Annotated in this window: 11 protein-coding genes; all 11 read left to right on the forward strand. The window is 59.7% G+C overall.

What is annotated here, in order from left to right:
- Window positions 1-45: 45 nt before the first annotated feature.
- The 11 genes from H4N61_RS17820 (at window position 46) to trxA (ending at window position 13,068) form a co-directional block, all read left to right on the forward strand.
- Entirely contained in the window at window positions 46-555 is a 510-nt protein-coding gene (locus H4N61_RS17820; protein WP_182394603.1) for a GNAT family N-acetyltransferase, read from the forward strand.
- A gap of 147 nt (window positions 556-702) precedes the next feature.
- Window positions 703-984, forward strand: a complete 282-nt coding sequence (locus H4N61_RS17825) for an integration host factor subunit beta (RefSeq protein ID WP_169194359.1) — start codon at window positions 703-705, stop codon at window positions 982-984.
- Window positions 985-1,030: 46 nt separating this feature from the next.
- On the forward strand, window positions 1,031-1,393 hold the full coding sequence (locus H4N61_RS17830; protein ID WP_169194358.1) for a lipopolysaccharide assembly protein LapA domain-containing protein: 363 nt from the start codon (window positions 1,031-1,033) through the stop codon (window positions 1,391-1,393).
- 57 nt (window positions 1,394-1,450) lie between these two features.
- Complete coding sequence (locus H4N61_RS17835; protein ID WP_182394604.1) at window positions 1,451-2,101, forward strand: phosphoribosylanthranilate isomerase; 651 nt, start codon at window positions 1,451-1,453, stop codon at window positions 2,099-2,101.
- Window positions 2,102-2,316: 215 nt separating this feature from the next.
- On the forward strand, window positions 2,317-3,522 hold the full coding sequence (trpB, locus tag H4N61_RS17840) for a tryptophan synthase subunit beta (RefSeq protein WP_211199120.1): 1,206 nt from the start codon (window positions 2,317-2,319) through the stop codon (window positions 3,520-3,522).
- Window positions 3,522-4,346, forward strand: a complete 825-nt coding sequence (gene trpA, locus H4N61_RS17845) for a tryptophan synthase subunit alpha (protein WP_182396070.1) — start codon at window positions 3,522-3,524, stop codon at window positions 4,344-4,346. Before trpB ends, trpA begins: the two co-directional genes overlap by 1 nt.
- Window positions 4,347-4,464: 118 nt before the next feature.
- Window positions 4,465-5,442: an acetyl-CoA carboxylase, carboxyltransferase subunit beta gene (accD, locus tag H4N61_RS17850; RefSeq protein WP_182394606.1), complete on the forward strand. Its 978-nt coding sequence runs from the start codon at window positions 4,465-4,467 to the stop codon at window positions 5,440-5,442.
- Window positions 5,443-5,546: 104 nt separating this feature from the next.
- Entirely contained in the window at window positions 5,547-6,239 is a 693-nt protein-coding gene (locus H4N61_RS17855) for a nucleotidyltransferase family protein (protein ID WP_182394607.1), read from the forward strand.
- Complete coding sequence (gene addB / locus H4N61_RS17860) at window positions 6,236-9,247, forward strand: double-strand break repair protein AddB (RefSeq protein ID WP_182394608.1); 3,012 nt, start codon at window positions 6,236-6,238, stop codon at window positions 9,245-9,247. The genes H4N61_RS17855 and addB overlap by 4 nt, the downstream gene beginning before the upstream one ends.
- Window positions 9,244-12,666 (forward strand): double-strand break repair helicase AddA, encoded by a 3,423-nt coding sequence (addA, locus tag H4N61_RS17865; RefSeq protein ID WP_182394609.1) that lies wholly within the window; start codon window positions 9,244-9,246, stop codon window positions 12,664-12,666. The genes addB and addA overlap by 4 nt, the downstream gene beginning before the upstream one ends.
- A gap of 75 nt (window positions 12,667-12,741) precedes the next feature.
- A complete protein-coding gene (gene trxA, locus H4N61_RS17870) occupies window positions 12,742-13,068 on the forward strand; it encodes a thioredoxin (RefSeq protein WP_169194351.1) in 327 nt (108 codons plus the stop codon).
- The last annotated feature ends 52 nt before the right edge of the window (window positions 13,069-13,120 follow it).

The raw sequence follows: 13,120 nt of genomic DNA on the forward strand, positions 1-13,120 counted from the left end.
CGACCCGCGCCATTTGGTGCGGGTCGTTTCTTTTAGAGGAATAAGATGATCCAAATTCGTGATGTCGCGTGGCGTGCCATGACCGGCTATGACATGGATGCGGTGAACGCAATTGCGGGCCGCGTCCATCCTGGATTCTTTGAGGCCCCAGAAGTTCTAGCCGAGAAATTTCAGCTCTATCGAAACGGCTGCTATCTTTTCGAAGTTCAAGAGCGTCCGGCCGGTTACATGCTATCTCATCCGTGGAAGCTTGGCTCTTTGCCGGCCCTCAATGCCCTCCTTGGCCAGCTCCCCGATGATTTGGACACCTACTACATCCATGATCTCGCCCTGCTGCCGCTTGCCCGCGGCGTCGGTGCGGCGGGTAAGATCGTGTCGGCGTTAACAAAACACGCCGTTGCCATGGGCTATCCGACCATGAGCCTGGTGGCGGTAAATGGCTCGGTGTCGTTCTGGGAGAAGCAAGGTTTTCAAGTTGAAGACCGCCCAGAACTGTCCGAAAAGCTGTCCGCTTATGAAGCTCATGCCGAATATATGGTCAAACGGATCGCCTGAATTTGGTCGCAAGGCCGTGATTGTGGCGCAAATCTGCCACATATAAAACAGCAGCAAGTAACCTCAACCCATTACTATGCTTGACGGTTTCGTTCTGCTTTGGCAGGTTGGAATACCCCTCCAAATGGGTCTGAACCGGAGCCTTTTATGATCAAGTCTGAACTTGTCGAGAAGCTTGCAGCGGAAAATCCGCATCTGTTCCAGCGCGACATCGAAAACATTGTTAACGCCATCCTCGATGAGATTGGCGATGCAATGGCGCGCGGTGATCGGGTTGAATTACGCGGTTTCGGGGCCTTTTCGGTCAAGAACCGACCAGCGCGTGTTGGCCGCAACCCACGCACGGGTGAACAGGTTGAAGTTGGCGAAAAGTACGTGCCCCAGTTTAAGGCGGGCAAAGAAATTCGCGAGCGTTTGAACCACGAATAAGCTAGACTTGCGATCAAGAACGGGGCCTTCGCCCCACGGAATATGCATGGTCAACAAGATCGTCGGCTGGCTGGTTCTGGTGCCCCTCTGCGGGCTCTTGATCGCTTTCGCCCTAGCTAATCGGCAGCTGGTTGCTGTCAATCTTAATCCTTTTGGCGCTCCCGCGCAGGCGGGCGCGTCGGGCTATGGCGTGCCTTTGTTCGTCATTCTCTATGTTGTGCTTCTGGTCGGAGTTCTGCTTGGAGGCGTGGCGAGTTGGTTTGCGCAAGGGCACCATCGCCGCCGCGAGCGCCATTGGCGCCGTGAAGCCACTCAGTTGAGCCAGGAGTTGGAAACGCTGCGCCGCCGCACCGGCACGAGCGCGGTTTCTGCCGCCAACGAGGTAGATGATTTGCTTGAGCTGCGGTGATGGACGGCGCAGTTCGGCAATTCCGATACATCCCGTCCCGTTGAGCCCGACCATATTATGGCCGATATTCAGACAATCAAAATTTGTGGCATCAAGACGGAAGACTTGTTGGACGCGGCAATAGACGCCGGGGCCGATATGGTCGGTTTCGTCCATTTTTTGCGTTCGCCGCGCCATGTGACCATTGAGCAATTGGGCAATTTAATCTCTGCCGCCCGCGGACGCGTGGAGAGCTGTGTTTTGCTGGTTAACCCAGATAATTCCTGCGTCGCCGAAGTCGCAGCTCTCGGTCCTGATTGGATCCAGTTGCACGGTCCCGAGAGCCCGGCGCGGGTCTCCGCCATTCGCCATTTGGCAGGCGTCGAGATCATGAAGGCCCTGCCCATCGGTTCGGCTGAAGACGTTGCCCAGATTGCGCTGTTTAACGACGTCGCCGACCGTGTATTGGTTGACGCCAAACCACCCAAGGGCGCTGATCGGCCCGGAGGCCTGGGCCACGTGTTTGATTGGTCGCTTTTAGCGGGTATTGATCCCAATATTCCATTGATGCTCTCTGGCGGGCTGACTGCGGACAACGTCGCTGAGGCCATCAAAACGGTCCGGCCGAGCTTTGGCATCGATGTTTCCTCTGGCGTGGAAAGCGCACCCGGCGTCAAGCAAAAGCATATGATGGAAGCCTTTGTCCGCGCGGCGCGCGCCGCGATGTGATCCTGTCGATTAAGGCCTGCTCGGAAGTGTGGGCCTTATTCTTTTTCGAGGGGACGGGCGCAATCCCCGAAATTCCCCTTTCTCATCAGCCCCTGCTGCTGCCAAATCTATTGCACTCACCGGCCATGCCAGCTTATTGAAGCCCATACCCTGGGCTTGAGAAGCTCGACGAAGAAGTCCCCATCGGGAATTCGACGGAGGATACGCGATTGACCATCACCAATTCCCTGCGCAACGGCCCCGATGAACACGGGCGCTTTGGTATCTTCGGCGGACGTTTCGTCGCCGAAACTCTGATGCCGCTCGTTCTCGATCTTGAAGCGGCCTATCGCGCCGCCAAGACCGATCCGGCCTATCTGGCAGAGATGAAGGATCTCGCGACCCACTATATCGGCCGCCCAAGCCCGATCTACCACGCCAAGCGCTTGTCCGAGCAGCTCGGTGGCGCACAGGTCTGGTTCAAGCGCGAAGAGCTCAACCACACTGGTTCGCACAAGATCAACAATTGCATTGGCCAGATCCTTCTCGCCAAGCGCATGGGCAAGACCCGCATTATCGCCGAAACCGGCGCTGGGCAGCATGGCGTGGCAACGGCCACTGTTTGTGCCAAGTTCGATATTCCCTGCACCATTTTCATGGGTGCAACCGACGTTGAGCGTCAAAAGCCAAACGTTCTGCGCATGAAGTTGTTGGGCGCTGAAGTGCGCGCCGTCACCGCTGGCGCAGGCACGCTCAAGGACGCGATGAACGAAGCCATTCGCGACTGGGTCACCAATGTCGAAAACACCTATTACCTGATCGGCACCGCCGCAGGCATGGCGCCCTATCCAGAAATGGTCCGCGATTTCCAGTCCGTCATCGGCACGGAAATCAAGCAGCAGTTCCAGGAACTCAACGGTCGCCTCCCGGACGCAGTCGTCGCGTGCGTTGGTGGCGGCTCGAACGCCATTGGCTCCTTCCACGCTTTCCTTGATGACGAGAGCGTCGCGCTCTATGGCGCAGAAGCTGGCGGTCACGGTATTGACGTTGAAAACGGTCACGCTGCCTCGATGACCGGTGGTCGCCCGGGCGTGCTGCACGGCAACCGCACCTATCTTTTGCAAGATGACGCTGGTCAGATCCTTGAAGGCCACTCGATCTCGGCAGGTCTCGACTATCCGGGCGTTGGCCCAGAACACTCGTGGCTCCACGACATCAAGCGTGTCACCTATCAGCCGATCACCGACAATGAAGCGCTCGACGCCTTCCAGCTGTGCACCCGCACTGAAGGCATTATCCCGGCGCTCGAATCTGCGCACGGCCTCGCGCAGGTTTGCAAGATCGCGCCGACCATGGGCAAGGATAAGCACATTGTTCTCTGTCTCTCCGGTCGCGGTGACAAGGATGTTGAATCTGTCGGCAAGCATCTGGGGCTGCTCTAATTATGTCGCGTATTGAAAAGCGCTTTGCCGCGCTCAAGGCAGAAAACCGCCCCGCACTCGTCACCTTCATCATGGGCGGCGATCCGGATCTGGCCACCAGCCAGGCGATCCTCGAAGCCCTGCCACAGGCCGGTGCGGATGTGATTGAGCTGGGCATGCCCTTCTCCGATCCGATGGCTGATGGTTTGGCCATTCAGCTGGGCGGTCAGCGCGCCCTTGCCGCCGGCCAGACACTGCTGGGCATTCTCGGCATGGTCGAAGATTTCCGTCGCAAGGACGAAAACACCCCGATCGTTCTGATGGGCTATTACAACCCCATCTATTCCTTCGGCGTCGACAAGTTCCTCGTGCAGGCCAAGGCAGCCGGAGTTGATGGCCTGATCGTGGTCGATCTTCCCCCGGAAGAAGACAGCGAGCTGTGCATTCCAGCGCTTCAAGCAGGCATCAACTTTATCCGTCTCACCACCCCAACCACCGACGACAAGCGCCTTCCGGCTGTTCTCAAAAACACCTCGGGCTTTGTCTACTATGTCTCGATGAATGGCGTGACGGGCGCTGAGATCAAGTCGCGCGCTGCCGTTGGTGACGCAGTGGACCGGATCAAGGCCCACACCGACCTGCCAGTTGCAGTTGGCTTTGGCATCAAGACAGCCGAAGACGCGGCCCTAATCGGCAAGCATTCAGATGGTGTTGTTGTCGGCTCGGTGCTGGTGGACGCCGTCCGCACCTCGCTGGTTGACGGTAAGGCCACTGACAAAACCGTTTCCGCAGTCCGCGATATCGTTGCGGACCTCGCATCGGGTGTGAAACGCGCTCGCGCCTAACCCCGCCATGTGGATAAGAGAAGCGTGCATATTTTGCGCTTCTCGTTTCCGCCTGATAAGAAATGCCACAATCGACTGCTACGTGGGCCGTTAAGAGTCCATCGCGAAAGGCCGCGCTATGAACTGGATCGACAATTTCGTCCGCCCCAAAATTCGCTCGTTGCTGACCAACAAGCGCGAAACCCCTGAGAACCTTTGGGTCAAAGACCCCGAGTCCGGGGAAATGGTGTTTTACCGCGATCTCGAAGCGAACCAGTGGGTTGTGCCCAATTCTGGCTATCACATGAAGATCAAGCCGGCGGACCGCCTGGCGACCTTCTTGGACGATGGCAAGTATGATCTTGTGCCCGTCGCTGACGTTCCGGTTGATCCGCTGAAATTCCGCGATCAGAAGAAATACGTAGATCGCCTCAAGGAAAACCGCGCCAAGACCGGTAATACCGACAGCGTGATCGTCGCCACCGGTAAGCTCTATGAGCGCGCCATCACCGTGGGCATCCAGGACTTTGACTTTATGGGCGGCTCGCTCGGCATGGCCGCAGGGCAGGGGATCATCACTGGTCTCGAAACCGCTGTGAAGAACAACACCCCCTTCGTGCTCTTTGTCGCTTCCGGCGGTGCGCGCATGCAGGAAGGCATTTTGAGCCTGATGCAGATGGCCCGCACCACGGTTGCGGTCTTGCGTCTGCGCGAAGCTGGCCTGCCCTTTTTCGTGGTTCTCACCAACCCGACCACGGGTGGCGTTACCGCCTCCTACGCCATGATCGGCGACGTGCATCTGGCCGAGCCGGGCGCACTCATCGGCTTTGCCGGTCAGCGCGTTATCGAGCAAACCATTCGCGAAAAGCTCCCTAAGGGTTTTCAGCGTTCCGAATATCTTTATAGCCACGGAATGGTGGATATGGTTGTGCACCGCCACAATCTGCGTTCGACCATTGGCTCGCTCGCAGCAATCCTTATCAACGCTCCAGAAAACCCAGCCCTTTCGGGTTCGGCTACTAAGGCTGTTACGGCTCAGGCCAGCCTGCGCGCTGCCGCTGTCGCCGCTGAAGGCGATGACGACATCGATCCACCAGTTCCGGCCCACGCCGAATAAGCTGTTTAAGAAGGGCGCCGCGAGCGCCCTTTTTCTTATCCGCTCAGCATTGCAGGCGTCTCGCCAAACTGGACAGATCAGCTCTCCGCCTGTTCTATCCAGTCATGGAAAAACCTGCCCGATTCCCCGATGTTATGCTGCTTGCCGCCGGTCTTGGCACGCGGCTGCGCCCAATCACCGAAACCATCCCAAAGCCGCTTGTGCCGGTGGCTGGTATTCCTTTGATTGAGCGCGTCATCGGCACCGCTCGGGCAGAAGGGGCAAAGCGCTTCGCTGCCAATGCCCATTATCGCGCGGACCAAGTGCTGGCCCATTTTGGCGGCCTGCTGAAGGTCAATCGCGAAGACACCCTCCTCGGCACAGGTGGCGGCGTCAAAGCCGCGCTGCCCATGCTGCACTCCGATCCGTTCTTCGTCATGAATACGGATGCCTTCTGGCCGGAAGGGGCGGATACGCCATTGGCCCGCATGCAGGCCAAGCGGGAAAACGAAGATCAAATCGTGCTCCTATGCGTTCAGCCCTCGCGGGCTTCAGGCTTTTCCCGCAGCCACGATTTTTGTCTCGACCCGTTTGGGCGCATCACTCTCGATTACGGCGCTCCTGTCATCTACGCGGGCGTGGCCCTTCTGGGCAAAAACCTCTTCGCTGACACGCCTGACGGCGAGTTTTCCTTGAACCTCTTGTTCGAGCGTGCCCTCGACGAGGAAAATCTTCTCGGCGTCACCTTGGACGCGCCATGGTTCCATGTCGGCGATGCCGAAGGGCTCGCCGCAGCCGAAAAGGCGCTTTCGGCATGAGGCTCTTTTCGATCGCCCCCCACACCCCATTTTTGCAGTGTCTCGCTGGTGCAGTGATGGATGGTCGGCTGCTGCACGATTGGGACCGCTCTGGCCCCTTCTGGCTGTCCGACGTCACCATCGTCGTCCCGACCCAACGTGCGCGCGCGCTGCTCGCAGATTGTTTTGCTGCGCATCCTGACTACGCAGGCCTCCTGCCGGATATTCGTACCTTCGGCGGTGACGACGCCGAAGAAGAACCTTTCCTGCCGCCCTATGATGCTCCGCCCATGCCGCAGGGTGTGACCGGGCTAGAGCGCCGCCTCGTGATGTCACGCCTTGTCGCCGCTTGGGCCCATAGCCCGGCGGGCATTCAGGCTTTTTCGACCCCGCCAACGGCCGCCGAAATCTTTTCCATGTCGGACTCGCTCGGCACCGTCATTGACGACCTGCAAATTGAAGAAAAATCCGCTTCCGATCTCTATGCCATCAAGGACGGCATGGAGCATGAGGTCAGCAATTACTGGCAGCAAACCTTAGAGTTTCTCAATATCGCCCTGACCCTCTGGCCACATCACCTTGGTCCGGGGCGCGCCGATCCGCAGGAAATCCGTCGTCAGCGCCTTGATCGGCAAGCGCTGGCTTCAACCCTCGTCTATGCGGATCGTCCCGTCATCGCTGCCGGTTCCACCGGGTCGATTGCTGCAACCGCGCGCCTTCTCGCTGCAATCGGCAGTCTGCCGCGTGGCGCGGTTGTGCTCCCCGGCCTCGACATGGATATGAGCCCGCAGATGCACGAGGCGCTGCTCAATCCCGACAGCAATCCCCATGGCCACCCGCAATATGGCCTCGCCCGCCTTTTGCGCCGCCTTGGTGCTGGCGTGGGCGATGTGGTGGAACTGTGTGCGGTCGATCACCCCCGCACCTCCATCGTCAACCACGCCCTCGCGCTCACCGAAGACACTGCGCTTTGGTCGAGCCTACGCCCCGACGACGACATCATAGCGGCAGCATTTGACACTGTGTCCGTCATCCGCGCCCGCACTGAAGACGAGGAAGCGCGCTCCGTCGCCCTCGCCAGTCGCGCCGCCTTGGCCGCCAACAAAACAGTCGGCATTATCACGCCCGACCGAAACCTTGCGCGCCGTATCGCTGCCGAATTGCGTCGCTTTGACATTGAGGTCGACGACGCCGCAGGCGCGCCGCTCTTCCAATCGCCCGCAGGCCGTCTTTCCCGTCAGGTCTTGAGCCTTGTTACCGGGCAATGCGCTCCCGTGGATCTCGTGGCGCTCCTGCGCAATCGCTCCGCCCTCTTTGGCCTCGAGCGCGCCGACATCACCATTTTCGCCGATATCGTCGATCTCAAAATTCTGCGCGGTCAACGCCTCGCCCCCGGTGTTGCGGGCTTGCGCAAAGCCGTCGAAAAGCAGACGGGTCAAGACGTTCCGGGTGGTCGTCGCATCAGCGAAGACGCGGCCGAAAAGCTTCTCGGCTTTTTCGATAAGCTCGAAAAAGCCATTTCCGGGCTCAATGCCCTTTCTGCCAAGCCCGAGATTGGAGCCGGGCAACTTGCCGCCGCGCTCTTTGCCGCGGTCACCGCTGTCAGTCAGGGCGCGCCGCTCCACGGGCGTGATGAATTGGCGCGTTGGGCTGCGGACATGGAAAAGCTGGCGGAAGAGGGACATCGCTTCGCCCCGCGCGGTCTTGATGCAGTCCTTTCCGCGCTTATGACCGGCTATCAAGTGCGCAACCGCGAAGCCCGCCGTAGCGATATTTCTATCTGGGGGCAGATTGAAGCCCGCCTCATGGCGCCCGATCTGGTTATTCTCGCAGGGCTGAACGAAGACAAATGGCCTGCAGCCGCAGATCCGGGCCCTTGGCTCAGTCGCGGCATGCGCCTTGCTGCTGGCATGGAGCCGCCCGAGCGTATGCAGGGTCTTGCCGCGCACGATTTTGCCCAAGCCATGGGCCGTGACGCCGTTATCATATCCTATTCAGACCGCGTCGGCTCCAGCCCTGCTTTGCCCTCGCGTCTCGTCCAACGTCTGGACGCGTTCATCGGCGCTTCGGCTGTTGAGACCATGCGCGAGCGCGGCCAGTTCTGGATAGCCCAATCGCGTGCGATCGACGCTGTAACAAGCGTGTCCCCCGCCAAGCGTCCGCTTCCCAATCCACCGATTGTCCCTCGCACCCAAAAACTCTCGGTGACCGAAATCGAAACGCTGATGCGTTCGCCTTATGACATTTACGCCAAGCACGTTCTCAAACTGCGCCAGCTCGATCCTTTGGGCGAAGAGCCCGACGCGCGCGAACGCGGCACCATCATCCACGCCATCTTTGCCCGCTTTGTCCAAGAGGGGTTTGAGGTTTCTGCGCCCGACGCGCTCGAAACCCTCAATCGCCTCGCCGCGGAAGAATTTGCCAATCTCGACGCCATTGGCGAACGCCGGGACATTTGGCTTCGACGCTTTGCCACAGCGGCCGAACAATTCCTCAGCTTCGAGCGGCAACGCGATCCTCTGGTGCGCAAGCGCCACGCGGAAATCGAAGGGCAGCTTGAGCTCAAACTGGCTTATGATTTCCTCATCACCGGCAAGGCCGACCGCGTCGACGAGCTGTATGACGGCACGCTCGAAATGCTCGATTTCAAGACCGGCTCACCGCCCTCCGGTGCGGCAATGAAGGCGTATGAGGCCCCGCAGCTTCTATTGGAAGCCGAAATGGGTGCCAATGGCGGCATGCGCGGCGTCGCTTCTGCCGACACCTCGGCCCTCACCTATATCAAGATCGGCCTCGGCCCCGACGCCTTTAAAGTCTCGGGTTTCTCCTTGCCGCCCAACACCAGCCTCATGGAGGCGGCCGACGAGATCAACCGTCGCATGCAGTCGCACATTGAGCATTTCCTTTTGGCCGAAACTCCGCTTCCCGCCCGCCTCATGCCGCTTAAAACCCAGCGCTTTGCCGGGACCTATGATCACTTGGCCCGTGTTGCTGAATGGACCGCGGTTGATGGGGAGGATGAGGCATGAGCGATCGCGGCAAACTTTCCGTCCCCTTCGACACCACATCGAGCCAAGCGCGCGCCTCCGACCCCACCTATTCCATCTGGGTGGAGGCCAATGCGGGCTCGGGCAAAACCTTCGTGCTAACCCGTCGCGTCTTGCGCTTGCTGCTCTCGGGCGTGCGGCCGCAATCGATTCTCTGCCTCACCTATACCAAGGCCGCAGCCGCAGAAATGCGCCGCCGCGTCGGCAATGAGCTGGCCGCTTGGGCGGTTGCGAGCGAAGAGGCACTCTATAAGACTCTCAGCGACGTGTCGGGCAGCGCGCCCACAAAAGAGCAATTGCGCGATGCGCGAACCCTCTTTGCCCGCGCGCTTGAAACCCCCGGCGGGTTGCGCATCCTCACCATCCACGCCTTCTGCGAGGCCGTGTTGCACCGCTTCCCCATTGAAGCCGGTGTGCCCTTCGATTTCGCCGTCATCGAAGACGATCGCCAAGAGCAGATGATTCTCTCGGCCCGCGAAGGCGTCATGGCCGATGGCTTGCGCGGCAAGGAAAATGCCCAAGCGGTGGAAAGCCTGTTTGGGCTGATGAGCGATCACGCCATTTCCGAAGCCATTGCTGTGGCCCTGTCCGAAGGGGCGCGTCTTGAGCCCGTGCTGGCGGACATCGCTGGGGCGAAGGCGCGGTTGCGCAAAATTGCTGGTTTTTCGGGCCGCTCCTTTGCCGAGATCCGCGCCGATATTCCAGCCCACACGCTTCTCACCGCCGACACACTGACCCAGATTCGCTCTCGCTGTGCGGTTAAGCCTGAAGGCGACGGGTGTGTGGATGTGCTGGCGCGCCTCACGCCCGAAACTCTTACCGCTGAAGAGCTTCGCCGCGCCTTTTTCACCAAAGCGGGCGAGCCGCGCAAAAAGCTGCTGCTCAAGGCGGATGATACAGGCAATCCCGGTCTCAACGATCTCCTCTCCCGCGAGCAAGAGCGCATTATCGCTCACGAAGAAGAAGCCAAGGCATCCGCTCTCGTTGAACGTAGCGAAGCGGTGTTGGACGTCGTTGCCGCTATCCACGCCCGCTATGAAGACGAAAAGCGTCGCCACTCGCTGCTGGACTTTGACGATCTCATCGAAAAACTCGGCACGCTCTTTGCCAATAAAGAGCTTGGTCCGTGGGTCCAGTATAAGCTCGACGCAGGCATCGACCACATTCTCGTCGATGAAAGCCAAGACACCAACGGGCGTCAATGGCGCGTTGTCCGTGCTCTGGCCGATGAGTTCTTCACCGGCGAAGGCGCGGTCGAGCGTCCACGCTCGCTGTTTGCCGTTGGCGATCAAAAACAGTCGATCTACTCCTTCCAAGGCGCTCAGCCTGTGCTGTTTGGCGAAACCGGTCGCGAAATCGCCCGCCGAGCCCAGCTCGCCTCAAAGAACTTTCAGGCCGTCAAACTACACACCAGTTTTCGCACCCTCGGCTCCATATTGAACGCTGTCGATAAGGTCTGCTCGCGCGACGACATCCGCGCCGCGCTGCTGGCGGTGGAACCCATCGGTCACGCCGCGGCCCGTATTCAATCAGGCGGTAGTGTCACGCTTTGGCCTCCGGTGCAGGAGCAAAAAACCGAGCGCGAAACCACGGAATGGCCGCTTGAGCCCGTGGACGGAGAGATGAGCGGCAATCGCCAAGTCGCCATGCGCATCGCAGAGGAAATCCGCTCGTGGATCGATTCTGGCCGCATCTTGGGCGAACGCGGTCGCCCTGTTCGCGCCGATGACGTTCTCATCCTCGTTCAAAAGCGCGGCGCTTTCTTTCAAGAGGTTATCCGCGCTCTGCGCGCCAAAAACCTACCGACCCCCGGCGCTGATCGTCTGGCCGTCACCGGCCACATCGCCGTGCTCGATCTTTTGGCGCTGATGGATGTGCTGCTCAACCCGGCCGACAATCTGCAATTGGCGGCACTCCTGCGCTCGCCTCTCTTCGAAGTCTCCGAAGAGCTGCTCTACGATTTCGCCCACGACCGCCTTGCCAACCAGACCCTCTGGTCAGCCATCTTTGCCTCCGAACAGCCGGAGGCTGTTGCTGTAAAGCAAGTGTTGGGCAAGTGGCGCAGCCAACTCGATATGGAGCGCCCCTTCGAATTCCTCACCGGCGTACTCTATGCCGAGGGCGGGCTAAAACGCTTCCACGCGCGTTTGGGTACGGAAGTAGACGAGGTTATCTCCGAGCTTTTGGAATTGGCCCTCAGCCACGAGCAGAGCGAGCAGCCCTCCTTGCAGGGTTTTGTTGCCGACATTCGCCGTCGCTCCGTCACTATTAAGCGTGAATTGGCCGAAGGCGGCGCAGGCGTGCGCGTCATGACCGTCCACGGCTCCAAAGGGCTCGAAGCCCCCATTGTTATTCTCGCCGATGCGACAGCAAAGCCCTCGGGCAAACAAACCGGCAAGCCGCTTTACGTCGTGGCCGAAGCGCCCGGGCCGTTGCTGGTCCATGCCTCCCAATCCGCGCAGCATGTCGAGGAGTCGCTCAACATTAAAGCCGCCAGCGACGCGCAGGTCGCCGAAGAATATTGGCGTCGCCTTTACGTCGCCATGACCCGCGCCGAAGATGAACTTTACGTCACCGGCACGCTTACAGCATCGCAAAAGCTCGACAATTCCTGGTACGAAGCCATCGAAATGGGCCTTGCGGGGGAACTCCACAAAGTCGGCGGCGACGACGACGAGCCGCTCTCCTATGTTTTCCCCCAGCACTCGGCGCCGCGCTACCTGCCCGGTGGTAAGGCTGAGAGTAAAGCCGCCCAAGAGCTGGTGCTACCCGCTGTTCCAGAGCCGGACGTGCCGAAAATTATCAGCCCTTCATCGGCTGAGGATCATGGTCCCGCCGAACACGCTCTCGACACTCTTGCCGAACGCGCCCGTGACGCCGAAACGGCGCGCCGCGCAGGCATCGCGCTCCACGCTCTGCTGCAGCACCTTGTGCGCGTTGAGCGTTCGGCCTGGGAACAGGTCGCTCCGCGTGCGCTGGATGCGCTGATGCCGGGCGGCGGTGAGCATGCTGAGGACGTGCAAGATCGCGCTATTTCCATTCTCTCTCGGCCCGAGTTCTCTGCGCTCTTCGGCCCTGCGAGCCGACCGGAAGTGCCCTTCCAGATCAACGCAATCAAAAAAGGCGAGCCCATCATCTTGCGCGGCCGCATGGATCGCATCGTGGTCGATGATGAGGGCGTCCTTGTCATCGATTACAAATCTGACACGAACGCGCCCAGCGACCCCGGAAAGGTCTCCCCGGCCTATCTCACTCAGCTGGGCCTATATGCGCTGGTTGCAACGCAGCTTTTCCCCGGTCGCTTGGTCCGCGCGGGTATTCTTTGGACCCAGTTGGAATCCCTAATGATTTTGCCGCCAGAACGGCTTGCAGAAGCGACAAAGGATTTCACGCTCGATTGACCGGACCTTGTATCTGGGCTGGACTCTTCCCAGCTTTAAGAGCAAACAGACGACCGCTTTCAACCTAAAGGCACCATGATGACTAATCCTGTTTCCGAGGCCAACTTTGGCGAGGAAGTCCTGAACTCCAAGGAGCCCGTACTCGTGGACTTCTGGGCGGAGTGGTGCGGACCGTGCCGCGCAATCGCCCCTGTCCTTGATGAACTCTCCAGTGAACTGGCTGGCAAGGTAAAGATCGTTAAGCTGAACGTCGACGAAAACCCGGGCCTTGCGGCTCAGTATGGCGTTCGCTCGATCCCGACCATGATCCTGTTTAAGGGCGGTCAGGCAGCTGACATGAAGATCGGCGCAGGCACCCCAAAGGCGGGTCTTGCCAAGTGGCTCGAAGGCCACGCCGCTTAATCGACAGACCAGAAATTTTTTGTTGCGCCGTCGGGATTTCCCGGCGGTGCTT

It is taken from the genome of Devosia sp. MC521 (assembly GCF_014127105.1).
Taxonomy (GTDB): Bacteria; Pseudomonadota; Alphaproteobacteria; order Rhizobiales; family Devosiaceae; genus Devosia.